Annotated in this window: 20 protein-coding genes and 3 pseudogenes; 17 read left to right on the top strand and 6 right to left on the bottom strand. The window is 70.1% G+C overall.

Annotation, left to right across the window (positions count from 1 at the left end):
* Positions 1–107: 107 nt before the first annotated feature.
* Positions 108–1,097: an alpha/beta fold hydrolase gene (locus IQ210_RS34405; RefSeq protein ID WP_194083094.1), complete on the top strand. Its 990-nt coding sequence runs from the start codon at positions 108–110 to the stop codon at positions 1,095–1,097.
* Positions 1,098–1,467: 370 nt separating this feature from the next.
* A complete protein-coding gene (locus tag IQ210_RS34400; protein WP_194083093.1) occupies positions 1,468–2,289 on the top strand; it encodes a DUF1963 domain-containing protein in 822 nt (273 codons plus the stop codon).
* A gap of 238 nt (positions 2,290–2,527) precedes the next feature.
* On the opposite strand, the gene IQ210_RS34395 is transcribed toward IQ210_RS34400, so the two are convergent.
* Positions 2,528–3,406 carry an alpha/beta fold hydrolase gene (locus IQ210_RS34395; protein ID WP_194083092.1) on the bottom strand — a complete coding sequence of 293 codons (879 nt, stop codon included), beginning with the start codon at positions 3,404–3,406 and terminating at the stop codon, positions 2,528–2,530.
* Between the two features lie 134 nt (positions 3,407–3,540).
* Between IQ210_RS34395 and IQ210_RS34390 the strand changes: the two genes are divergently transcribed.
* A complete protein-coding gene (locus IQ210_RS34390; protein ID WP_194083091.1) occupies positions 3,541–5,478 on the top strand; it encodes an AfsR/SARP family transcriptional regulator in 1,938 nt (645 codons plus the stop codon).
* Between the two features lie 150 nt (positions 5,479–5,628).
* On the opposite strand, the gene IQ210_RS34385 is transcribed toward IQ210_RS34390, so the two are convergent.
* The gene (locus tag IQ210_RS34385; protein ID WP_194083090.1) at positions 5,629–6,207 is read right to left on the bottom strand and encodes a TetR/AcrR family transcriptional regulator; all 579 of its coding nucleotides are present in this window, start codon (positions 6,205–6,207) and stop codon (positions 5,629–5,631) included.
* 88 nt (positions 6,208–6,295) lie between these two features.
* On the opposite strand from IQ210_RS34385, the gene IQ210_RS34380 reads away from it, so the two are divergent.
* The 11 genes and pseudogenes from IQ210_RS34380 to IQ210_RS48005 all read left to right on the top strand — a co-directional run bounded on the left by IQ210_RS34380 (position 6,296) and on the right by IQ210_RS48005 (position 15,212).
* A complete protein-coding gene (locus IQ210_RS34380; RefSeq protein ID WP_194083089.1) occupies positions 6,296–7,177 on the top strand; it encodes an SDR family oxidoreductase in 882 nt (293 codons plus the stop codon).
* A 70-nt stretch (positions 7,178–7,247) separates the two neighbouring features.
* The gene (locus IQ210_RS48335; protein ID WP_194083088.1) at positions 7,248–7,628 is read left to right on the top strand and encodes a hypothetical protein; all 381 of its coding nucleotides are present in this window, start codon (positions 7,248–7,250) and stop codon (positions 7,626–7,628) included.
* Positions 7,629–7,864: 236 nt separating this feature from the next.
* Complete coding sequence (locus IQ210_RS48330) at positions 7,865–8,068, top strand: hypothetical protein (RefSeq protein ID WP_322657342.1); 204 nt, start codon at positions 7,865–7,867, stop codon at positions 8,066–8,068.
* A 72-nt stretch (positions 8,069–8,140) separates the two neighbouring features.
* Positions 8,141–8,701 carry an MBL fold metallo-hydrolase gene (locus tag IQ210_RS34370; RefSeq protein ID WP_322657340.1) on the top strand — a complete coding sequence of 187 codons (561 nt, stop codon included), beginning with the start codon at positions 8,141–8,143 and terminating at the stop codon, positions 8,699–8,701.
* Positions 8,702–8,971: 270 nt separating this feature from the next.
* Positions 8,972–9,547: a PadR family transcriptional regulator gene (locus IQ210_RS34365; RefSeq protein WP_194083087.1), complete on the top strand. Its 576-nt coding sequence runs from the start codon at positions 8,972–8,974 to the stop codon at positions 9,545–9,547.
* Positions 9,548–9,549: 2 nt separating this feature from the next.
* A pseudogene (locus IQ210_RS34360) lies at positions 9,550–10,472 on the top strand (NADPH:quinone reductase).
* A gap of 1,037 nt (positions 10,473–11,509) precedes the next feature.
* Entirely contained in the window at positions 11,510–11,983 is a 474-nt protein-coding gene (locus IQ210_RS34355; protein WP_194083086.1) for an RICIN domain-containing protein, read from the top strand.
* Positions 11,984–12,270: 287 nt separating this feature from the next.
* On the top strand, positions 12,271–13,764 hold the full coding sequence (locus IQ210_RS34350) for an FG-GAP-like repeat-containing protein (RefSeq protein WP_322657337.1): 1,494 nt from the start codon (positions 12,271–12,273) through the stop codon (positions 13,762–13,764).
* 19 nt (positions 13,765–13,783) lie between these two features.
* Positions 13,784–14,083: a transposase gene (locus tag IQ210_RS34345; protein WP_194083085.1), complete on the top strand. Its 300-nt coding sequence runs from the start codon at positions 13,784–13,786 to the stop codon at positions 14,081–14,083.
* 185 nt (positions 14,084–14,268) lie between these two features.
* A pseudogene (locus IQ210_RS48545) lies at positions 14,269–14,391 on the top strand (AraC family transcriptional regulator); the annotation flags it as partial.
* Complete coding sequence (locus IQ210_RS48005; protein ID WP_322657335.1) at positions 14,346–15,212, top strand: helix-turn-helix transcriptional regulator; 867 nt, start codon at positions 14,346–14,348, stop codon at positions 15,210–15,212. The pseudogene IQ210_RS48545 and the gene IQ210_RS48005, both read left to right, overlap by 46 nt.
* Before the next feature lie 477 nt (positions 15,213–15,689).
* On the opposite strand, the gene IQ210_RS34335 is transcribed toward IQ210_RS48005, so the two are convergent.
* The 4 genes from IQ210_RS34335 to IQ210_RS34325 all read right to left on the bottom strand — a co-directional run bounded on the left by IQ210_RS34335 (position 15,690) and on the right by IQ210_RS34325 (position 20,825).
* A complete protein-coding gene (locus IQ210_RS34335) occupies positions 15,690–16,733 on the bottom strand; it encodes an IS110 family RNA-guided transposase (protein ID WP_194083084.1) in 1,044 nt (347 codons plus the stop codon).
* Between the two features lie 86 nt (positions 16,734–16,819).
* Positions 16,820–16,951 carry a hypothetical protein gene (locus IQ210_RS48000; RefSeq protein ID WP_265584728.1) on the bottom strand — a complete coding sequence of 44 codons (132 nt, stop codon included), beginning with the start codon at positions 16,949–16,951 and terminating at the stop codon, positions 16,820–16,822.
* Positions 16,952–17,129: 178 nt separating this feature from the next.
* The gene (locus IQ210_RS34330; protein ID WP_194083083.1) at positions 17,130–19,349 is read right to left on the bottom strand and encodes a pentapeptide repeat-containing protein; all 2,220 of its coding nucleotides are present in this window, start codon (positions 19,347–19,349) and stop codon (positions 17,130–17,132) included.
* Between the two features lie 486 nt (positions 19,350–19,835).
* Entirely contained in the window at positions 19,836–20,825 is a 990-nt protein-coding gene (locus IQ210_RS34325; RefSeq protein WP_322657333.1) for an ArsR/SmtB family transcription factor, read from the bottom strand.
* Between the two features lie 249 nt (positions 20,826–21,074).
* On the opposite strand from IQ210_RS34325, the pseudogene IQ210_RS34320 reads away from it, so the two are divergent.
* The 3 genes and pseudogenes from IQ210_RS34320 to IQ210_RS47510 all read left to right on the top strand — a co-directional run.
* Positions 21,075–21,605, top strand: a pseudogene (locus IQ210_RS34320) (replication-relaxation family protein); the annotation flags it as partial.
* Between the two features lie 192 nt (positions 21,606–21,797).
* Positions 21,798–22,196, top strand: coding sequence for a nuclear transport factor 2 family protein (locus IQ210_RS34315; protein ID WP_194083081.1), 399 nt, complete (start codon positions 21,798–21,800; stop codon positions 22,194–22,196).
* Between the two features lie 167 nt (positions 22,197–22,363).
* Positions 22,364–22,648 (top strand): hypothetical protein, encoded by a 285-nt coding sequence (locus IQ210_RS47510; RefSeq protein ID WP_228048923.1) that lies wholly within the window; start codon positions 22,364–22,366, stop codon positions 22,646–22,648.
* Positions 22,649–23,013 lie beyond the last annotated feature (365 nt).

Genomic DNA, 23,013 nt, shown 5'->3' with positions numbered 1-23,013 from the left:
CGCTCTGTCCTGCAAGGTTGCCAGACTGGCAAGGCTTATCGCGTCCGGCGGGTGCTGCGCCGCATGATCGATGGGTAGCCGCGTCGCCGCGAACCGAGGAGAAGCCCATGCAGCCCGAGCCGACCTCCGAGCTCCGCCACCGCACCGTCGAGGCCCCGGCCGGGCGCCTGCACCTGGTCGAGCAGGGCACCGGCCCGCTGGTCCTGCTCGTGCACGGCTTCCCCGAGTCCTGGTACTCCTGGCGCCGCCAGCTCCCGGCCCTCGCCGCGGCCGGCTACCGGGCAGTGGCGATCGACGTGCGCGGTTACGGCCGCTCCTCCAAGCCGGAGGCGACCGACGCCTACCGGATGCTCGATCTGGTGGAGGACAACGTCGCCGTCGTGCGTGCCCTCGGCGCCGAAAGCGCGGTGGTCGTCGGCCACGACTGGGGCTCCAACATCGCCGCCGCCTCCGCCCTGCTCAACCCCGAGGTCTTCCGCGCCGTCGGCCTGCTGAGCGTCCCCTACGCGCCGCCCGGCGGGCCCCGCCCCAGCGACATCTTCGGTCAGATCGGCGGCCCCCAGCAGGAGTTCTACGTCTCCTACTTCCAGGAGCCCGGCCGCGCCGAGGCGGAGATCGAGCCCGACGTCCGGGGCTGGCTCGCGGGCTTCTACGCGGCCCTGTCCGCCGAGACCATGCCCGCCCAGGGCGAGCCCGACCCGCACTTCGTCGCCCGCGGCGGCGGCCGACTGCGCGACCGCTTCCCCGCCGGCCCACTCCCGGCCTGGTTGAGCGAGGAGGACCTCGACGTCTACGCCGGGGAGTTCGAACGCACTGGCCTGACCGGCGCACTCAACCGCTACCGCGCCATGGACCGAGACTGGGAAGACCTTGCCCCGCACCGCGGAGCCCCGATCAAGCAGCCGTCCCTGTTCATCGGCGGCGCCCTGGACGCCTCCACCACCTGGATGTCCGATGCCATCGACGCCTACCCCACCACCCTCCCCGGCCTGTCGGCCTCCCACCTCCTGGACGGCTGCGGCCACTGGATCCAGCAGGAGCGCCCCGAAGAGGTCAACCGCCTGCTGACCGACTGGCTCGCCACCCTCCAGGGGTGAACCGGGCAATCCAGGTGAGGCAGTCCGCGCACCGGAGCGGTGCCCGAGGCAGCAGCGGCGGCCCCGGAACTGTGACGCGCAGGGTGCGGGGCAGTTGGTCGGAGAGGGAGAACCGCATGGTCTTGTCAGACTCGTCAGAAAGCTCGGCCCGCAGCGGGACCAGGCGGGTGGTCAGCGCAGGGCTTGGCGGCACGGGCGGCGAACCGCTCGGCGGCCTCCCGCTGGATCCGCTCGCGAAGCGCCTGTCATTCAGGCGTCAGCCCGGCACCGTATGGACATCTCGCACAACGTCAGCAGTGCCGAATTGGCCTTGCATCCACGCGAGTTCGGTCCTGCCAATGCCCTCCCATGAACCCGTGAAGGTGGCCTGGTGACCGACGCGAGCCTGGACAGAATCAACCGCTTCCGGGCCGAGGCGGCATCCCGGGATCTGCCCTCGCAGGAGGCGGAGGAATGGATACGTGTCGCCCGCCCGGCGGTGTATCTGGCGGAGGGCGGTAACGGTCCCCTCGTGGCCCGGATCGGCGGCGACCCCCTGCTGCCGTACGGCGCGCCGGGCCCGTCCGATCCCTTGGTGGCCACCGTCGACCTCGCGGCTCTCCCACCCGGCGCCACCGGCCTCCCGCTCCCCGCCAACGGCCACCTGCTCCTCTTCTCCGGCACCGACGTGAGCGGCATCGGCGGACAAGTGTCCGACGCGGTGCTGTACGTCCCCGCCGGGACCCCGACAACCCGTAGCCCCCTCGCACACAGCTGGCGCGAGCCGTACCGGCCGCGGGAGCTCCGCACGGTCTGGCACCAGCCGAGCGCGCAGATGCCGGAGAGCTTCGCCCTCGGCAGATGGGGGGAATTCCCCGAGGACGAGCAGTTCGAGCTCGCCGACGAACTCGGCGACGCCTGGGCACACGTGGGCGGCTACCGCCCTTCCTGGGCCTTGCAGATCGGGGGCCACGCGGTCTCGCCCCAGAACGACCGTGTCCACCACGCTCGTGGTCCCGAAGGGGCCGACCATTGCGAGCAGGGCGGTACGGCCCACGGAGAGGGCGCCGACGACTGGGTTCTCCTGGCCACCTGGAGGTGCGGCGACGACGTCACAGAACTGGACTCGGGTGTGGCCCACTGGGTGATCCGCCGCCGGGACGTGGCAGGCCGGCGTTTCGACCGGGCCCACCGCTACGTCGAAATGGCCTGACCACGCGGGGCGGGGACGGCCGTCTCCCGGGCGCTCATCGGCCGCCCTTTCTGCCCGCGTTCACCCGGCCGTGCTGTCACCGTGCCAACGGGTCTGCCCGCAACGGGTGCCGCCGCCTCGCTGCCCGGCCTGCCCCTCCCGCGAAGCGGAGGGGCTACGGTCCTACACCCGGCAGCACCCCGCGGAGTCGCAAGGTCGCGGGGCGCGCCCGCCGCCTCCCGTGGCCCGGGCGGAGGATTCAGCGGAGCAGCAGGTCGCGGATCGTCTCCGTGATCTCGTCGGGCGCCTCCTCGGCCATGAAGTGCCCCGCGCGGGTCAGCCGGTGGTCCAGGTCCGGCGCCCACGCATGCCAGACGGCGGCAGCGTCGTAGCCCAGTCGCGCGCCCCAGTCCTGCTGGACGACCGTCACGGGCATGGCCAGCTGGGAACCGGCGTCCAGGTCCGCCTGGTCGTGGGTGACGTCGATGCCCGCCGAGGCCCGGTAGTCCGCGACGATCGACGGCACGGCCGCGGCGCTCGCCCGCAAGTACGCGGCCCGGACCGGGTCCGGCAGGGCAGCCGGGTCCCTGGCCCAAGCGTCGAGGAAGGAGCCGAAGTAGACGTCGGCACTGTTGGCGATCATCGTCTCCGGCAGCCCCGGCGGCTGCGCCATGAGGAACAGGTGGTAGCCGACCGCCGCGGGGACCCCGTGCAGGACGTTCCACATGTCCAGGGTCGGCACGACGTCGAGGATGCCCAGGTGTGTGAGGGTCTCGGGATGGTCCAGTCCCGCCCGGAAGGCGACCAGGGCGCCCCGGTCGTGGCCGGCCAGGGCGAAGCGATCGTGGCCGAGCGCGGCGGCCAGGGCGACGACATCGGCGGCCATGGTGCGCTTGGAGTACACCTCAGGGCCGGTGGCCGCCGGCTTGTCGCTGGCGCCGTAGCCGCGCAGGTCGGGACAGATCACCGTGTGCTCGCCGGCGAGCCGTTCGGCGACGTGCCGCCACATCAGGTGGGTCTGCGGAAAGCCGTGCAGCAAGACGACGGGGCTGCCGCTGCCGCCGACGGCGGCGGCCAGCTCCACTCCGTCAGCGCCGGGCAGACGGACGTAATCGAAACCGGGAATGACGAGCGTCATGAAAGGCCCCTCCCTGGGGTCGGTGGACCAAAACCCGTTGGTCCGAGGACTGACGGGATCAGCGTGAGCGACAGCGATCAGCAGCCGATCAGTACGCTTCGACGCCGCGAACCCGGGGCACGGAAGATGGAGGCATGCGAATCGACGTACTCGGTGCCGTGCGGGCCCTCCGTGACGACGGCACCCCGGTCGACCTGGGCGGACCCCGCCACCGCGAGGTGCTCGCCCGGCTCGTCGCCGCCGGGGCACGGATGGTTCCCACCGACACCCTCGTGGACGACCTGTGGGCCGAGCCGCCGGTGCGCGCCGTGGGTGCGCTGCGTACGTTCGTCGCCGCGCTGCGCCGCGCCCTCGAACCCGACCGGCCGCCCCGCACCCCGCCGCGCGTCCTGGTCACCGAAGGCCCCGGCTACGCGCTGCACCTGCCGCGCAAGACCGTTGACGTCCACCGGTTCGAGGACGCTCTGGCCCGCGCCCGGCGCACGCCCGACGCGCTGACCGACCTTGACGCGGCCCTCGCTGACTGGCGCGGCCCCGCCTACGCCGACGTGACCGGTTCCGCGTGGGCCCAGGGCGAACGGACCCGGCTGGAGGAGCTGAGGCTGGAGGGGACGGAACTGCGCGCCCGTCTCCTCCTCGACTCCGGTGCAGGAGCGGAGCTCGTCGCCGAACTGGGCGCCCACGTCACCGAACACCCCTGGCGTGAGCCGGCCTGGGGGCTGCTGGCCCGCGCACTGCACCAGGCAGGCCGTCAGGCAGACGCGCTGGCCACCCTCCGCCGCGCCCGCACGATGCTCGCGGACCAGCTCGGGCTCGACCCCGGTGCCGACCTCCGGCGCCTGGAGGCGGACATTCTCAGCGGTGCTACGACGCTCCAGCCCCCACGCCCCGTGTGGACCGAAGGTGTACGACTCGGCCCGCGCACCACCGTGGAACTGGCACGCACCCTGGCCCTGGCGGGGGGTGACGCCCTGGTCCACTCGCGGCGCGACCGCCTCGCCGCGGTCCGGGCGGCAGAGCGCACCGGAGACATGGCCCTGACCGCCCGCGTCATCGGCGCCTACGACGTGCCCGCCCTGTGGAGCCGGGCCGACGACCCCGAGCAGTGCCGCGCCGTCGTCGCGGCAGCCGAACGTACGCTCACCGCACTCGGCACCGACGGCCCCGCCGAACTACGCGCCCGCCTGCTGGCCACCGTCGCGGTCGAGAGCCGCAGCGCCGACCTGTCCGCAGTCGAGCAAAAGCGCGCCGGGCAGGCGGCGCGCGAGGCCGAGGCGCTGGCCCGGGAGCTGGGCGATCCCGCCCTGCTGGTGCTCGCCCTCAACGGCGTGTTCCTCCAGTCCTTCACCCGGCCCGGACTGGCGGCGGCACGGGACGTGATCGGCGCCGAGATCCTCGACCTGACCACCCGGCATGAGCTGCCGAGCTTCGCCGTGCTCGGCCGGCTCATCCGCCTGCAATCCGCCTCCGCCCTCGGCGACCTCGACGCCGCAGCCGCACATGCCGAGGCCGCCGAGCAGGTCGCCGTCAGCACCGAGGCCTCTCTCGTCCCCGTCCTCACCGGCTGGTACCGGGCCCGGGTGACGGCCGCCCGCAGCGCCGAGCCGGGCGGACCGACCGCCGCCACGGCCGCGGCGCACTACCGAGCCGCCGAAAGCGCCCTCGCCGAAACAGCGGCCATGCCGGGGCTGCACCGGGGCCTGTTCGCCCTCGCCCTGCTGGGCCTGCGTCTCCTGCACGACCGTCCCGCGCCCACCGATCCCGCCCTCGACTGGGGCCCGTACCGCCGCTGGGCGCATCCGTTGGTGCTGCTCGCCCAAAACCGGGTGGAGGAGGCCCGTGCCGCCCTGGCCATGACGCCCGAACCACCCCTTGATCACATGCAGGAAGCACTGTGGTGCCTGACCGCCCACGCCGCCGCCCGCCTCGGCGAGCGCCAGATCGCCGCCCGCGCGGCAACGGCCCTGCGTCCCGCCCGCGCCGAACACGCGGGCGGGACGAGCGGGATGCTGACGCTCGGGCCGGTGGCGCGGTACCTGGCGGAAGCGGAGGCGTGCGCCGGCGAAAGATGAGTACGGCGAGTGCTGGGGTGTGCCCGTAGGCGGCCATCACCGCGCTCCAGACCCCGTGTTCCTGTCCGGAACGGCTCCCCGGCACGGCGACAGGGATCTTTGAATCCGGCTCTGTCGGCAGTGCCGTAAAGGGCAGGGGGAGGTAGCCGGTCAGCCCAGCGAGGCGCTCGCTGCGCGCAGTTCGTCCAGGGCCGCCAGGGTGTACCTGGCGAGCTCGCCGTTGCCGTCATGATCGCCCTCGGACCATTGGGCGTACCCCCGTTTGAAGGCGAGGACGCCCAGCTCGCCCGCCAGAGCCGCGGTCGGATCGGATATGCCGCGGGCGACCAGAGCGGCCGTCATCGCGGCCGCGAGGCTGACGCTCTTGAGGGCGTCACGTTCTTGGAGTTCTGCGCTGGCGGCCACAGCCGCCTTGAGGCGGGGCGCCAGCTCGCGGCTCATCGGGCCCATCGCGCTGCACGCGCGCTCCAGGCCGGCGGCCACCGCCTCGAGCGGGCTGGCATCGGCGGGCGCGTCGGCGATCCCCTCGCTCAGCAGGCGGCTCAACGTCTCCTGTCCGGCCACCAGCAGCTCGCGCTTGTCGGGGAAGTGCCGGAAGAAGGTGCTTTTGGTGACTCCTGCGCGCTCGGCGATCTGCGCGACCGTCGTGGCGTCGTAGCCCTGCTCGGTGAACAGGTCGACGGCGGCCACGACGAGGCGTTCACGTGCGCCTGGTTCCCATCTGCCCATGGCCACCATCCTAAGTGATGGGACTCTTGTCCCGTCACTGGAGTAGAGTGACGGGACAAGAGTCCCATCACTTCTGGGGAGTTTTCCCATGCGCGTTTTCGTCACCGGCGGCACCGGCCTGATCGGTTCCGCCGTCGTCGCCGAACTGCTCGGCAACGGCCACACCGTCCTCGCACTCGCCCGCTCCGACACATCGGCGCAGGCCGTGGAGGCGGCCGGTGCCGAGCCCCTGCGGGGAGCCCTCGCCGACCTGGACACCCTTCGCGCCGGCGCCGCCCGCGCCGAAGGGGTGATCCATCTGGCGTTCCACCACGACTTCAGCAGCCCCGACACCCTCGCGAAGTCGGTCGGGGAGGAAGGTGCCGCCCTCGCGGCCCTCGGCGAGGAACTCGTCGGCAGCGACCGCCCCTTCGTCACTGTCGCGGGTACGCCCGCCGCGCCGGGCCGCGCATCCGTCGAAAGCGACCCCGTTCCCACCCAGGGGCCGGTCGGCGGTCGCGGTCGTGCGGTCGCGTCGGTCCTGGGGCTGTCCTCGCGCGGGGTCCGCAGCACCGCCGTACGACTGCCGCGCACGGTGCACAACCAGGGCTCCGGCGGATTCGCCGGTCTGCTGACCGACATCGCGCGCCGGACCGGAGTGTCCGGTTACCCGGGTGACGGCGCACAGCGCTGGCCGGCCGTGCACGCGCTCGACGCAGCCGTCCTCTTCCGGCTCGCTCTGGAACAGGCCGAAGCGGGTACCTCCTGGCACGCCGTGGCCGACGAGGGGGACAGCGTTCGCGACATTGCCACAGTCATCGGCCGGCGGCTGGACCTGCCGGTCGAGTCGGTACCGGCGGAGACCTTCGGCCCCCTCGGCCAGATCTTCGCCAGCGACCAACCCTCGTCCAGCCACTACACCCGACAGACGCTCGGCTGGGAGCCCAAGCACCCCAGCCTCCTGGAGGACCTGGAGAACATCCAGCCCTGACCGGCGACCGGGACAGGTGAGGATGCCGGTCCGGAGGAGTCCGAACCAAGCCCGGCCGCACATCGCCGCCTTGAACGTTTTTCACCCCGTCCACCTGACCTATGGCGACGCCAGAACTCCACGCGAAGGTGAGACCGGCGGTGACAGCGACGAGGTCTCCGCGGAAGAAGCCGGCGAAGCCCTTCATGGGCTTCGGCGCATACTCCTCGGCCTGGAGGTCCCAGGACCGGTTGACGTCCGGGCAGGCGAGCCGGACTTGAAGGGGCCGCTCGTCCAGGCTTTCGCAGACGCCGCGGTGCGCAGCGCCCACACCGGCATCGGCACCGCCGGGTGGTCGGTGACAGTCGCTGCAAAGTACGCGGACGGCACCGTGCGCTACTTCACCGTGCCCGTGACCACCGACACGGCCGGTTCCTCGTTCATGGTGACCGCCTCAACTGGGCTGGTTTGAACTGGCGTTGACGTGTGTGGCGCAGCCTCCGCGGCGGATTGTCGAGATGAAGGCCAGACGCATGGCCACGACGCAGGGCAGGTCCTCGCAGAAGGCGGTGCAGGCAGGCCTGCACCGCCCTGTGGCCCACTCGCGCCTGCCCAACGCGTGGCCGGGATGCGAGGCCTGGGAGCGCGGCAGATGATGGTCCCGTAGGCCGCGGCGCGATCACCATCCTGGGGGCATGGAGATGCGGCATGCCGGTTCACAAGGTCCACCCGGACATCAGCGTTCTCAATGACAGCCTCGAGGCGCCGGGGATCGGGCATCTCCCGGTGAACGCCTTCGTCCTGCACGCCTCGCAGCCCGTTGTCATCGACACCGGGCTGGGGCTCCCCGACAGGAACTTCCTCGAGGTACTGGGTTCCGTGCTGGATCCCGCCGATGTGCGATGGATCTGACTCACGCACCCGGATCGTGATCACACGGGCGGCCTATTCGATCTGCTGGCCACGGCGCCCCAGGCGCGCGTCGTGACCACGTTCCTGTCCGCCGGGATCATGTCCTGTGAAAGGCCACTGCCGCTCGATCGCCTGTATCTGCTCAACCCGGGGCAGAGCCTGGACATCGGCGACCGCACCCTGACGGCGTTCAGACCGCCACTGTTCGACACCCCGGCCACGATCGCCCTCTTCGACGACCGGTCGGGGATCTGCTTCAGCTCCGACTGCTTCGGCGGGCCGATGCCCAGCGCCGAACTGGCACACGCCGATGACGTCCGGGCCGTCGACACGCAGGAGTTGAGGGCCGCACAGCTGCTGTGGGCCACGGTCGACAGCCCCTGGGTGCACAACGTGGACGTCCACAAGTTCCTCAGCACGTTCCAGATACTGCGGGACAGGCAGCCCGAGCTCATCCTGTCCACGCATCTGCCGCCGGCGCGAGGACTCACCGCATCGATGATCGACACGCTCGGCTCGGCAGCCGGGGCATCCGCGTTCGTAGGGCCGGACCAGGCGGCATTGGAACAGATCCTCGCAGGGTTCGAGCCTGCCGGTGGCGCACACCAGCCTGCACCCGGTAGCCCGACATGACGTCCACGGCGCCCGAATCTGCACGGCTGCTCCACCGTCGGACGGCCGCTGGACATCAACCGCACCACCGGCTCGATCGGGATGATGACCACCGAAGTCGGCGTCATCACTGCCCGTACGTCCCCTTCAGGTCGCGTGAGCCCTCGGCGCGGTCATCGCCGAGGCGGTGACGGCGCGGGGGGTGCGGGCCGACCTTGCAGGCGGTGCGGGGCAATCCCAACGTCACATCGAAACGATGTGTACATCGTTTCGATGTGAGATCCTGGGGTCATGCTTGAACTCGCAATCCTCGGCTTCCTCGCCGCAGGCCCCCTCCCCGGGCACGAGCTGCGCCGCCGCATCACGCACCTGACCGGCTACAGCCGTCCGGTCAGCGACGGCACCCTCTACCCGGCGATCAACCGGCTGACGAAGGCCGGGCTGATCGAACGGCGCCCCGCACCCGAGGCGGGCGGCGGCCGGTACGTGCTGAAGCTGACCGCGGCAGGACGCGAGGACATGCTGCGGCGGCTACGGGACCCGGCCGAACACGAGATCACCGACTTCTCCCGCTGGTTCACGATCCTGGCGTTCCTCTCCCTGCTGCCCGACACCGCCGAGCAGCACGCCGTACTGCGACGCCGCCTGGACTTCCTGGAGGCCCCCGCCAGCTTCTTCTACGACGGTGACACCCCGCTGCGCGCCGAGCAGGTCACCGACCCCTACCGGCGCGGCATGCTGCTCACCGCCCGCGCCATCAGCCGCGCCGAGCGCACCTGGCTCCACGAGACCCTGGACGGCGACGCCAGCCGAGCAGCGGACGAACAGCCCCACCCTCAGGCCCACACCCGTGACCGGAAGGACTGAACATGCTCGCGTCCTGGTACGACCAGCAGGGCCCGGCCGCCGAAGTGCTCCAGCTCGGTGAGCTGCCCGACCCCACCCCCGGTCCCGGTGAGGTCCGGGTCCGCATCACCGTCTCCGGCGCCAACCCCGGCGACACCAAGAAGCGTCGCGGCTGGACCGGCTCGGCCATGCCCTATCCTATCCGCGGGTCATCCCGCACAGCGACGCCGCCGGCATCGTCGACTCCGTCGGCGACGGCGTCGACGCGCTCCGTGTCGGGCAGCGCGTGTGGGTGTACGGCGCCCAGTCCTACCGCCCCCTCGGTACTGCCGCCCAGTACACCGTCGTCCCCGGTGACCTCGCCGTCCCGCTGCCCGACCACCTGCCCGACGACCTCGGCGCGAGCCTGGGCATCCCCGGCATCACCGCGCACCGCACCGTCTTCGCCGACGGCCCCGTCGACGGCAAACTGGTGCTGGTCAACGGCGTCCTCGGTGGGGTCGGCACGCTGGCCGCCCAGCTCGCCCGCTGGGGCGGGGCCACGGTCATCGGCACCGTCCGACGCGGCACCGAACTGGACCGGATCGATCCCGCAGTGGTCTCCCACGCCGTCGCCCTCGACTCGGGCGACCCGGCCGCCGCGATCCGCTCCCACGCACCCGACGGCGTGGACCGGATCATCGAGGTCGCCCTGTCCGACAACGCCGAACTGGACGACACCGTCGCCGCGAACGGCGCGGTCATCGCCGCCTACGCCACCCGCAACGACCGCACTGAGATCCCGTTCTGGACCCTGCTGTTCAACAACGTCACCCTGCGCCTGCTCGGCAGCGACGACTTCCCCGCCGAGGCCAAACGCCAGGCCGCCCGCGAACTCACCGCCCAGGCTCACGACCGCATCGACGCCGGCGGCCGCGGCCGCATCCTGATCGACATCCCACAGTAGAGAAACTCTGGCGGGAGTTTCGTTCAGCCCGGCCGAATCCGGCGCACGCGGTGGGTGCAGGGTGCGGGCGGCTGCCAGGGGGGCATTCACTGTTCCGCCGCACCGCCTCGCGCTTGACTCGATGCTGACACGCTGCTTCTGCTCCGGACTCAAGTTCGCCGTTGCTCCAACGGGGTCGGAGCCTGCCAGCGCACCTGGCGCTGTCGCACCGTACGCAGCCGGTGCAGTGTCCTCATATCCCCGTACCCGCCTGGAGGGTGGAGTTCCGTTCCAGAGCGGCGCATCCCCGTGCGGGACACTTCGACGGCTGGACACGAGCATGCGAGACCAACCACGCGACAGGGGGCTCCCCATAATGATGTTTCAGGAGACGGGGCCGAGAGCGACGTCCGCGACGCACTCGAAGCACGCCACCGCGCCGGACTGACTCTGGGACGTCGGATGGAATCCAGAGCCTGACACCCCTGTTCAGCCACCAGGCTGGCGAACGGGTCCCGGACTGCGCGCAGGCACAACCCGGGCCCCATGACACGTCTTGGGATGCGTCACATCGAGCTGACGGCGCGTTCCCCATTACGGGGCGCCCGGCCCGCCGCCGCAGCAAGCGACGGTCTGGGTCCGGCCGGCGCCGGCGAACGGCGCCACCGCGAGCACCGCCGTCAAGGCCACGAACACACCGAGTACAGCTTGCGCATCACCACTCCTTGTACCCCAGCACCCCAGCACCCCAGCACCCCAGACGTGATCAAACCTGTCGTCGTCACCGCCCGATCCTGCGAGTTGGTGGTGCGGGGCGAAGACCTGGCCGCGTGGTGAGGTCGGTCCGGCGGTCCGAGGACGAACGGTGGGAGCGGAACATGACCGCCACCACCCACTGTTTCCACGCCCATGAGCGACACCGCCGCGTACAGCGTCAGCAACGCGAAACGGAAACCGGCGCGGCTCGTCCGCGTGTTTGCCCCCTGTTCCAGGCTTAGGCGGTGATGTTCGGAGATCCTGTTGAGGCACCTGTGAAAACCACTGCAAGGAGACCCCCAGTGCGCCGCCCGACCGGGAAAGCCTTCGCCGCCCTCATCGCCGCAGCCGGCCTCGCCCTCCCCCTCCTCACCCCCACACCCGCCTCGGCTGCCACCGCCACCAGCCGCTTCGCGAACTACCGCTACGGTGACTGCCTGCGCGAGATGGACGAAACCGAGCTCAAGGGCGACCGCTGCAACAGCGGACGCGGCAGCATCCTGTGGCATTGGAACGGCCGCCTCAACACCAACACCACTCTTAAGAACTACACGTGGGGCCGCTGCCTCGACAGCAATGACCGCGGCGACGTCTACCCCCTGCGCTGCAACGGCGGCTCCTACCAGAAGTGGCGCACCGTCCAGCCCGCCTCCCGAAGCGCCATCATGCTCCAAAGCGTCGGCACCGGCCGCTGCCTCTACCAGCAGGACAACGGCTACTACCGCACTGCCGACTGCGACCGAAACGCCCAGAGCCAGCGCTTCACCATCGGCTGAACGGATACCCCGACCGCATCCAGATCCGGCCTGGCAAGCAACTCTCCTTTTGCGCGAGGCCGGAAGTCGGACCCAACCACGGTGGACAAGCTGGCCGTGGCGATGGAGAAGGCGGTCGGGAAGGGCAGCGCGCACAGGTGAGGGGGAGGTGCACATCGCCCTGTGCCCGCCCGAGTGAACTGCCGGTGGATCTTGTACAACCATCCGGTGATCTGCGGGGTCTTGAGCTGGTGCGCGGACCGATACAGGGGTCCGTCGCGTCACTGCATTTGTGAGCAGGAGGTTCTGTGCGCACCCGCACCCTTCGTTCTTCGACGGCCGCCTGGGTGGTCCTGGCCGCGGCCGCTGCCCTCTCCCCCACGGCGCTGGCTGGATCGGCCGCCGCTGTGCAGGCCTCCGGTACAGCCGGGGCCGACTTCAATGGCGATGGCGTGGCCGACACCGCCGCAGCCGCGTCCCTGGCCACGGTGGGCGGCCGGGAGCGCGCCGGGTACGTCGCGGTGACGTACGGCAGCCGCACGAAGGCCCTCAAGGACCAGACCCGCCGCGTCTACAGCCAGAACACTCCCGGGGTGCCGGGTTCCGCGGAGAGCGACGATGTCTTCGGCTCCACCCTGGCCGCCGCTGATCTCGACGGCGACGGCTTCACCGACCTCGTCGTCGGCAGCCCTGGCGAGAAAGTCGGCGACACCTCCGACCAGGCGGGCACGCTGACCGTGCTATGGGGCGCAAAAGGCGGTCTGACCGGTGGCACTGTCATCAAGGGCACCGGATTCGAGCGCCTGGGAGTCGCTCTGGCCTCGGGGGACTTCGACGGCGACGGCCACCGTGACCTCGCCACCGGCACGACTGTCGCGTACGGCCCCTTCGGCCGCACCACTGGCCCGGCGCGCACGGCTGCGATGGACGCCCGCGTGGGCGGCGACCCGGAGGAGTTGTGGAACCCGCCCGTCCTGGCCGCGGGGGACGTCAATGGCGACGGTCTCGATGATGTCGTCGCCGTCATCTCCCATGGCGAGGGCGAACTGCCCTACCACGGCCCCCGCCTGGTCAACTGGTTCGCCGGCTCCGCGCAGGGCCTCACAACCGGGCGGACGCTGCGCGATGCGGCCACCGGTCAGACCATCGACGGCGGGCGGGACCTCGCGGTCGGCGATCTCGACCGCGACGGGCACGCCGACATCGTGCTGGGGCGCCCCGGCGACGAGGACATGCAGGGCACGGAGGATGTCAACGCCGTGGGTGGCGCCGTCGAGATCGTGCGCGGCGGCCCCTCGGGCCCCGACACCACTGTTCCGCGCATCCGTTTCGACCAGGACACCGTCGGCGTCCCGGGGACGGGCGAGTACGGCGACGACTTCGGCGGTGCCGTCAGTGTCGGCGATGTCGACGGCGACGGCCGCCTCGACCTCGCCGTCGGCGCGCGGGGCGAGGACGTCGGCACCGCGGCCAACGCCGGCTCGGTGACCCTGCTGCACGGCGGCCCATCCGGGATCACCGCCTCCGGTGCGAGGGCGTTCACGCAGAACAGCACATCGGTGCCCGGTACCGCGGAGCGGTCCGACGCGTTCGGAACCGCGGTGCATCTGGCGGACACGACCGGTGACGGCCGCGCCGAGGTTTGGATCGGGGCCCCGGGTGAGAACAGCCCGGCGGGCGGGGTCTGGGTCCTCAAGGGCGCCTCGCCCCTGCCGGCCGGCACTGGTTCAGCCGCCTTCGGCCCGTCGGCACTGGGCCTGGGCACCACGGCCAGCCACCTCGGCAACGGCTTCAACCGCTAGGCCGCCATTTCGGCGGATCATGCGACTGTCGGGTTGTCGGCTCGTCGGCCTTGGTGCCGAGCCGGGCGCTCTGGCGAACGCGGAGGGGGTGCGGCTGGAGCCGCATCTGCCTCCGCTCGGGCAGCGCGGCGGCCGGTGGAACGACCATCGGTCGGTGATCAACGGGATCGTGTTCCGGGTCCGGACCGGCATACCGCGGCGGACCTGCTCGCATGTTTCGGCCGCTGGAAGACCGTCTACGAACGCCCACCGGCACTGGTCGCCGGACGGCACATGGGAGTCGATGCACCCGGACCTGATGGTTGACCAGCCCCATTGAGCGCCTGGGTGAGGAAGCCGGATCGCCTGGTTGATGGCGGCCTCGGCGCCGGTGCGCTGACTGGTTACGACCGGGGGGTCTGGCGGCCACCCCTGTGCGTCGAAATCCATGCGTGATTCGCTCGCTCTTTTATGTAAAGCTCTCACGCCTCGACCCTGGATGTTCGTGCTGGTCAAGCTGATCTCATGGACCTGCTGACTGACCACCTGGTACGGGCACGCGCCACCGGCGCGGTGTTCGCGCGGACGGTCGCCGAACCACCGTGGGGAGTGCGGTTGGGCGGTTCGATACAGCTGTCGGTGCACACGGTGGTCCGCGGCCGCGGCTACCTGTGGTTGAACACCCCCGACAGCACCGTGGAGCTCAGCTCATCCCGGGAAGCGTCACCCTGGTACGCGGTGGACCGGACCACTACATCGGACATGAACCGGGCGCCGCCTGCCTGTTGCCGGAGGAATTCCGCGCACGCCACGCCCAGACGCGCCCCGGAGACAACCCACAGGCCACCGTGTTCCTGTGCGGCGCCTACCAGTTCTCCGGCGACGTCGGCAGCGGGCTCCTGGACGCACTGCCCCGGGTCATGACCCTCTCAGCGGCAGACGACGACCCCCTGCGGGACGTGATCACCTTGCTGTCCCGCGAACTGATCCGCAACGAACTCGCCCAGCAGATCGTCCTGGACCGCCTTCTGGACCTGCTCCTAGTCCTGGCCATCCGCAGCGACTTCCGCCGCAGTACGACCGCACCGCGCTGGTGCCGGGCCGCCGCGGCCCCACAGCTTGGCCCCACGCTGCAAGCCATGCACGACAACGCGGCCGACCCGTGGACGGTCCCCGAACTCGCAGAGATCAGCGGCCTGTCCCGGGCCGCCTTCGCCCGGGTGTTCCGGGAGGCACTCGGTCAGGCCCCCATGCAGCACCTGACCGAATGGCGCATGACCATCGTCCGCGACCACCTCCGCGCCGACGACCTCACCCTGCCCCAGATCGCCGACGCCGTCGGCTACGGCTCGCCCTTCGCCTTCGCCGCAGCCTTCCGCCGCCACCACGGAGAACCACCCGGAACCTGGCGGCAGAGAGAACGCACCGCGGCCCAGGCGCGACTGCTCACCACGCACCACGGCTCGTGAGCAACGCCATCCCCTGATCCAAACCTCCCGATCAGGACGCCACTTGCACTCCGTACCGCCTGTGCGGTGCGGCACCTGGGTCCACTACTGGCATCTACGTGACCCAGCAGGGCCCGACACGCTGGTTCATCCCTGAAAGGGCGGGGCCGGTCCAGTGCCGTGCGTATCCGGGTTTTCTCGGATGGATCTGGCGCGAGGCCGTGCTGAATCGTGGAGCGGGGGTGTCCCCGGTCCTGGGTGGTGTGCTGTGGCCCCGCCAGGCGGGTGTTGTGGGGTGTGCTCTTCACCAGGTGTGATGCTGAATTGGCGGCGCTCCGGCTGCCGTTCATCCCTTCGCCACGCCCGTGTTGGTGATGCTCGGTGCGGCATGGTGTCGTTCGGCACACGACCGACGGGATCAATCAGAGAAACGGCCTTGCCGCAGTGCGGAGGCCAGAACTAGCGGCGATCTCGCGTCGGTCGCGGTCCGGACGCTGTTCACGCCTCGTCCGCGCGGGCCAGGCAGCGGACTTCGCCGTCACGCAGGCCGTAGTAGACCAGGGTGAGCAGCTTGCGGGCCGCGGCGGCCTTGGCGAGGTTGCGTGCCTGACTGCCGCGGCGCGCCTCGATGCGGTCCCTGTGGGCGCGCATCGGGGTGTTCTCGGGGGCGTGTTGGATGGCTTCGACGGCCGCCCAGCGCACCAGTTTGGAGCCCTGCTTGGTCAGCCGGCCGCGGGTGACCTTCAGGTCGGACTCGCGGTGGCGCGGAGTGAGCCCGGCCCATGAACACAGGTACTTCGGGGCGGGGAAGCGGGTCACGTCGCCGATCTCGGTGACGAACACCGCGGCCAGCACCGGCCCGATTCCGCCGATCTTCTGGATCGCGCGGTAGCCCACGTCGTCAGCGAGGCGGGTCGATATTTCCTGGTCGAGCAGCGCCAGTTGTCGGTCGAGAGCGCCCATCACCTCCCGCAATGCCCGCAGCCGGGCTGCGTAGCCAGCGGGCAGCGGCAGCTCGTCGAGGAACACGTTGCCCCTGGCGCCGAACAGGTCACTCATCGGCACGGTGACTCCCAGCTTGGCTACCACGCCGTGAGCCTGGTTGCGGCAGTTGGTGCGCAGATTCACCAGCTTGTGCCGACCGCGCACCAGCTCCCGCAGCTCACGAGTTTCGCGCGGTGCCAGCCAGGACTCCGGCAGCCGCCCCAACCGGAGCAGGTCAGCGAGATCAGCCGCGTCCCGCTCATCGTTCTTGACCCGGCGGTACGCGAACGCCTTCACTCCCAGCGGATGGGCCAGGTGCACCTCCGCCCCGGCCTCGCTGAGCGCATCAGCGGCCCAGTACCAGCCCAGAGTTGCCTCCAGCACCACCTTCGGTGCCGGACCGGCCTTGGCGATTTCCCGCTTGAGCCGGGCCGGGTCGTTGTTGAAGCGGACCATCTTGCCGAGCCGCTGTCCGTCCGATGCCAGACGCACCAGCACCGAGCGGCGCCGGTGCAGGTCCATTCCCACCCACTGCACACCGCCGTACGGTGAATTCATCGAGGGCCTCCCCGAGTTTGGTCTTCTGCTGAACCGAGCGTCCTGCGCACCCGGCAGGAGCGGGAGGCCCCGCCCCTTTCATCGCATCAGAGAAGGGCGGTGCACAGCTTGCTGGTCAGCTGAAGACCACAGCCTCCGAGCGGCAGCCCGCACCAGAACGTGTCCTGTTCGCGCCGCCGCCGAAATGGGTCCAGCTCGATCGCCTCGAGCGGGAGCATCAGCGGCTCCTCCGAGTCCGCCCTGCCCAGCACCGCCGTCTGGATCTGGCCCGAAGGATTGCCGGGGCCACGAGCGGCTGCCGCAGGTCGGTGATTCCTAATGCGGTCTGTCAAGCCGCGGCGGGGCCTGGTGTGCATCGACCCGTCGGCCACCAACCTCATCCCCCCATCACGTACCTCAGCGTTTGATGCGTCCGCGGACGGCCAGGGCGCCGAGGGCGAGGAGGGTTGGTTCGAACAGGCGGGAAGCCATCTCGATATAGGTGCCAACGGGAGTGAGGTTCTGTCCGGAGGACCGGAACACGACCGAGTTGATGGCGACGCGCGTGGCCTTCTCGGCGCGGGCCCAGGTCATGCGTTGACGCCATCCGCCGTGCAGGGCGGGGTCGGGGCTGCTGGTGTGGAGGCTGATCCGGTTGCCGTGAAGGGTGCCGGTGGTGGCCGGGTCGGGGTCGTGGGTGGGCAGGCCGACTCCCATGAGAAGAAGCACCGTCAGCGACATGGCTGCGAGCAGCCAGCCGAAGGCGCGGGAGGCGCGCAGGCCGTAGCCGGAGAGGAGCCAGTAGGCCCACAGCAGACGCCGTTCGCCCTTCGGCGTGCCGGTTATGTCGTGGCGGCGCATCTCGCATTCGCCGTAGTAGAAGTCGGCGGCGCCGGGTTCGTTCTTGGCGTCCTCGAAGGCTTTCCTGAGCTGGCGGTAGAGGGCGGCGACGCCCTCGGGACCGGGGGTGCGGGCGGGGTCGAGGTGGTGTGGTCCCGCCCGCCACTGCCCTGGCGATCCTGCCGCGCCTGAGGAAGGGGCGGCCTGGCCGGCGTACTGTGCGCGCCAGTGGTGTTCCTCGGCGAGGGTGCGCCGGCGGGTCCACCGCACAGGCCAGGGTCCGCGGCGGTGCAGGCCGGCGGGGGTGGACGCGAAGGTGGTGCGTCCTTCCAGGCGGAGCTGGTCGAGGTGGAAGGCTCCGGAGAACAGGCAGTCGGTCAGGTCGGTGTCGGTGAGGACCAGGTACGCGGCGTCTGCTCCCTGCACCGAGGTGATCCGTACGTGAGTGGGGTCTGCGTCGGATGGGCTGGACAGCAGGGTCTCGGGGAGGGGTCCTCTGGCTGTGGTGAACTCAGCGGCATGGACGGTGATCGCCACGGGGGCCGCGAGGACCGAGTGGCTGAGGTCCACGGCCGCGTACCGCAGGCGTACGGTCGCCGTCGACTCCCAGCTGGTTCGCCCGCACGACACGTTCCGCGCCGCCATCTCCAGCGTCACGGGCAGCGTGAACACCGCCGCGTCCAGACTCACTCGGCCCGCGCACACCAGCGGTCCCATCACCGGCACGCCCTCGAACCTTGCCCGGTAGAACAAGGCATCGCCGGAGAACTGCGCGCCGCTGAATCCGGCGGGGCCGGAGAACTGCGCCTCAGTGAACTGGGCAAGGCTGGAGAACCGCGTCTGGCCGAATGCCGCGTCGCCGGAGAACCGCGCCCGGTCGAATGAGGTACGGCCAACGAACTGCCCCTCACTGAACCAGGCGTTACCGGCGAACCGTGCCCCGTCGAACCAGGCGGTACCGGAGAACTGCGCCCGGTCGAACCCCGTATCGCCGGAGAACTGCACCTCTCCGAAGCCTGCGTCGCCGCAGAACTGCGCCTCGTCGAACCTGGCGTGGTCGGAGAACTGCGCCCGGTCGAACCTGGCATCGTCGGAGAACCGCACCCGGCCGAACGAGGTGGTGCGAGAGAACTGTGCCCTGCCGAACCAGGTGGCACCGGAGAACTGCGCCCCGGTGAAGCCGGCGCGGTCGGCGAACCGCACCTGGTCGAACCTCGTACGGCCCGAGAACTGGGCGCGGTTGAACCAGGCGTCGCCCAAGAACTGTGCCTCCTCGAACCCCACATCGCCGGAGAACTCCGCATGCTCGAACGCGGCGCTGCTGGAGAACTCGACTCGGCTGAACCTCGCCTCGCTGATGAACCGCACCGCGTCGAACGTTGCGTCATTGGAGAACTGCGCTTCCCTGAACGAGGTGCGGCCGGAGAACTGCGCTCCGTTGAACGAGGTGCGGCCGGAGAACTGGACCCCGTCGAATGCGGCGCCGCCGGAGAACTCAGCTCCGTCGAACCTGGCGCGGCCGAAATGATCGTTTCCTGTGGCGGCGTCGTGGAGCGCGCTTCGGAGGGCGTTGAGCAGGGGTGTGGTGAAGGGTGTGCCGCGGCAGTCGATCTCGGCGCCGGGAGTCAGGCCGGCCAGGTAGGTCGTGCGGTCGGCGTCGGGCAGATGGGCCAGGCAGAAAGTGTGGCCGGGGACGTGGATGCCGCGGCATCCGACCGGATCGCCGGCTGGGTCCGCTTCGTGTCCGCAGTGTGGCCAGGAAGGCGCAGGAGGTACGGAGGAAAGTGGCGTAGTCATCGCGTGGCGGCTCCACAGGGTCCTTGCTCATCCGGGCTCATCGGCGAAACCACGTGGGGTGTGTCCAGCCGATCATGTGGCCAACTATCCCTGCGCGAGGCCAACTATCGCTATCGATCCCGTGGTTACCTCTTGGGATGCCCGCTGTCTTCCCTCCGGGCAACTCCGATCTGCGGGACAAAGTCAGCGTCGTGCTCTGCCGGTCCGGGATGCCGCCCAACGTCCATGCGCAGCCGGAATCAATGAGTCACTTCAGTCGGCGACCGCAAACGCGCCCAGGGCAAGCGCCATACCCAAGCCGTGATCGCTCTGGCCCGCCGCCGCGTGACGTCCTCCGGGCGCTCCTCCCCGACGGGTGACGCTACGAGCTGACCCCACCCGGTGCTCTCGCGGCTTGACGGACCACATCAGGAATCACTGCAGCATGGTCCGCGACTACCGGTTCCGCCCGATGTCGCGCATACGCCGACTTCCAGTCCTCTCTTGTCACCGAGTGGCTTGGTCCAGGACTGACAGGCGCCTGGCAAAGGGGTAGCTCTGCTCCAGCAGGGCGATACCCAGTGACGTGAGGGTGTGGAGGACTGCTTTGCCTTCCCGCCGGGTGGTGATCAGGTGGGCGTTGCGCAGCACCGTCGTATGGTGGCTTGCGGTCGCCGGCGAGATGTTCAGACGTCGGGCCAGTTCCGTGGTGCTGCATCCGCCGACGGCCGTCCGCAGCACCGCAGCCCTGGTGCGTCCCAGCAAGTCGTCAAGTGACTGGGCGGTGGACTGGCCGGCGCCCTCCCACAGCTCGGTGTCGAGCGAGGTCCCACTGAGGGTAGGAACGGCCAGAGTAGGTGCCCGGGCCGGGTCCAGTGGCGGAGACAGAAGTTCAATCTGAGGTGCGGAGAACAACGTCGGCGCGATAACGAGACCTCGCCCGTTCAAGTGGATGTCCGCATCGTGCCGGTGGGCCACTTCGAGCACAGGCGGGCGCCAGCGAACCAACGGGCCGCAGAGTGTGGTGAAGAGCTGCTCGACCCCGCCGTCGGCCATCGTGCTCACGAACGCGTCACGGACCTCGCTCAGATGGGAGCGCACCCTGCTCCAGTAAGGAGCGACGGTGACGCTGTGGCAGGCTCGGAGTGCCGCGGCCACCTGGAAGCGAGCTTCCCGGTCGCCGTCCATCAGGTTGCGGGCCCAGGAACGGTGGGTGGGGTGGAAGGCGAGGTTCTCCAGCTCGAGACGCATCAGGGCGCGAGGAGCCGCCATCAAGTTGTCCACCGCCTCGTCGACGGATGCCGTGTCGCCCATCAGGCTCATCGCGTCGATCAGCGGACCGCGCGTGGGCATCAACGCGGCCAGCGGGCCAGCCTGTTCACCGAGCCGGCCATGCACGGCCACCCGCCAGCGACGGAATGCGAGACTGGCGTCGCGGTCCTTCAACAGCCTCACACTGTCAAACGTCTCCGCCGCCACGCCGATTGTCGTGGCCACGCGAGTCCGCGCCAAGTCCTCCGCCGTGAAGTGAATGCGTTTCACCAAGCGCCCCGTCGTCGCGTCGCTGTCTGGCCACAGCAGTCTCAGCCCGACGCGGCCATCACACAACGATCGATCAAGCCACAGCCGGTCGACCCTGGATCGGGGCAGACCGCGAGTGTCCACCAGGCCCGGAGCGCTTCATCAGGATTGACGGTCAGTTGCCATCGATGAACAGGTCCTTCAGATCGGCGCACTTCTCCCAAAACCACTTGCCCTTTGGTCGATCCGCACACGCTGTGCGTCACACGCACCCGCCTGCCCTTCGCCACAGACGCTCGCCGGCTCGGACACGAACACGGACCATGGGACTGGACTCCCGAGGTCGCCCACTCCATTGGCGAAGGCGAACGCCTCGTCGCCGACGCCGTCCCGCACTACACCGCCACCGACGGCGAACACCGGCGCAGGCTGCGTGCGTTCGCGGAGGTTGGCCGGACCACACTCATCGAGTACGCCAGGCTGTTCCAGTACGAAGCGCAACCGGTCGGCCGTCGCCGAACCGCCTCCACCGGCCCGGCATGGTTGCGCTGGTACCCCGTCGTCCCCCGCGTCCTATTCATCGTCACCGGCGCCCACTGAATACGACTGACCGCCCAACACCCCCTCGTCGCCACCCTCGCCCGGCAAGCACCACTCGGTGCCAGCATCCTGTAAGACATCGAAAAGCACGGTCCGTCCGCGCCGGTATGGGCACCACTGACGGGCGGCGAACCGCACCCCTGGACCAACCTGTGACCAGAACCACCGCACCTGCATACCGAGGCATGCCTGAACGGATCAGCTGGTAGGCCTGCTGCTGTCACAACGGAAACCGCCAAGCTGCCGACCACGCAGGGCTGTTGCAAAGTCGCATGATCTCGTGGGCGCCCTGGGTCGAAGTCGCCTCGACGCCATGTCCGTTGCCCGAAGCGGTGTTACCGTCGCGCCATGTCCAAGATCGAGATTGACGCGGTAACCGCCGAGTTCTTCGGAGCCTTCGACAACCGCGGTGGCAAGGCCGCGGACGTGGCCCGGATCCGGCGGCTGGTCGTTCCGGGTGGTGTGATCGTGCTGACCGGACCGAAGTACACGGTCTACAGCGTGGACGAGTTCATCGAGCCACGCGAACGCCTGCTCGCCGACGGCCGGTTGGTCGAGTTCTCGGAGTGGGAGACCTCCGAGCGAACCGAGATCGCGGGCGACATCGCGTCGCGCTTCGGCGAGTACCGGAAGGCCGGAATCCTGGACGGCGAGCCGTTCGAGGGCGGCGGGACCAAGACCATCCAGTTCGTCCGCACCCCGGCGGGCTGGCGGATAGCGGCGTTCTCCTGGTACGACCAGCCCTGAAGGCCCTCAGGACACGACGGTCCAACGAGCGCGGGCTGGGCCGTCACGCACGCAGCGAAGCTCCGGTTGACCAGGTGACCGGGTGACCTTCCCAAGTCGCCTCGCACGATCGGAGCTGGTTGCGGCTGTTGCCGGATCCGCGTCAACGCTGAGGGCGCGTCACGTCCGTGGCGGTGCTGCTGGTTGTCGCCGGCACACGCTCGTACACGGCTATCGGCCAGTGGTTCGCCAACGCGCCGCAGCACTCCTTGGCCCGCCTGGGTGCCCGTGTCGTAGCGTCATTGGGCGTGCGCGTCGCGCCGAGTACCGCCACGATTCGGCGGATTGTCGGCCTGGTCTTCCCCGGCGGACTGGGAATCGCTCTCGGCGTGCACTGGTGCAGCGACGTTCTGGGCGGCTGGCTCCTAGGGCTCACCGTCGTCGTCGCCACGGCTGCCAGCGCGGGAACCTGAATGACAGACGCGTCCGCCCGGTTACTCGCCGACGCACCCCGCTGTCGTCCGCCCTCGATCAGCTGAACTGTGGTGCAGCGAGACGGCGTGATCGGGTCTGCGCCGGGACGGTTACACCTTCGCCCACGCCCATCGTGTTCCCTCTTGATCGTGCCTCTCGGCGTCGGCCGCCGATCTCCACTGCCGCAGCGGACCTGACCATCGCTGCCGCAGAATGCCAGGAACAGCACGGAGTTTTGAGGCGACGATGGGGTGCTGTGTCTGCCTCTTGTCGTACGAGCTGGGGCGGGAGACTTCGGGTGGGAAGCCGCCGTCGCCCGGAATGATCCAAGGCGCTGACTCCACCGGGTTCTTGTACGTTCTTC

Origin of the sequence: Streptomyces justiciae (genome assembly GCF_015163075.1) — a bacterium.
GTDB lineage: Bacteria > Actinomycetota > Actinomycetes > Streptomycetales > Streptomycetaceae > Streptomyces > Streptomyces justiciae.
The sequence above is the reverse complement of the archived record's forward strand: the minus strand, read 5'-3'. Positions and strand labels throughout refer to the sequence as shown.

What these genes read in the sequence shown, in the direction of transcription:
- IQ210_RS34330 (WP_194083083.1), bottom strand. Translation starts at nt 19,349, where the DNA reads ATGACTACGCCACTTTCCTCCGTACCTCCTGCGCCTTCCTGGCCACAC.
- IQ210_RS48330 (WP_322657342.1), top strand. Translation starts at nt 7,865, where the DNA reads ATGCCGGTTCACAAGGTCCACCCGGACATCAGCGTTCTCAATGACAGC.
- IQ210_RS34385 (WP_194083090.1), bottom strand. Translation starts at nt 6,207, where the DNA reads ATGGGCAGATGGGAACCAGGCGCACGTGAACGCCTCGTCGTGGCCGCC.
- IQ210_RS34365 (WP_194083087.1), top strand. Translation starts at nt 8,972, where the DNA reads ATGCTTGAACTCGCAATCCTCGGCTTCCTCGCCGCAGGCCCCCTCCCC.
- IQ210_RS34395 (WP_194083092.1), bottom strand. Translation starts at nt 3,406, where the DNA reads ATGACGCTCGTCATTCCCGGTTTCGATTACGTCCGTCTGCCCGGCGCT.
- IQ210_RS34390 (WP_194083091.1), top strand. Translation starts at nt 3,541, where the DNA reads ATGCGAATCGACGTACTCGGTGCCGTGCGGGCCCTCCGTGACGACGGC.
- IQ210_RS34335 (WP_194083084.1), bottom strand. Translation starts at nt 16,733, where the DNA reads ATGAATTCACCGTACGGCGGTGTGCAGTGGGTGGGAATGGACCTGCAC.
- IQ210_RS48000 (WP_265584728.1), bottom strand. Translation starts at nt 16,951, where the DNA reads ATGCTCCCGCTCGAGGCGATCGAGCTGGACCCATTTCGGCGGCGGCGC.
- IQ210_RS34345 (WP_194083085.1), top strand. Translation starts at nt 13,784, where the DNA reads ATGCGACTGTCGGGTTGTCGGCTCGTCGGCCTTGGTGCCGAGCCGGGC.
- IQ210_RS34405 (WP_194083094.1), top strand. Translation starts at nt 108, where the DNA reads ATGCAGCCCGAGCCGACCTCCGAGCTCCGCCACCGCACCGTCGAGGCC.
- IQ210_RS34380 (WP_194083089.1), top strand. Translation starts at nt 6,296, where the DNA reads ATGCGCGTTTTCGTCACCGGCGGCACCGGCCTGATCGGTTCCGCCGTC.
- IQ210_RS34315 (WP_194083081.1), top strand. Translation starts at nt 21,798, where the DNA reads ATGTCCAAGATCGAGATTGACGCGGTAACCGCCGAGTTCTTCGGAGCC.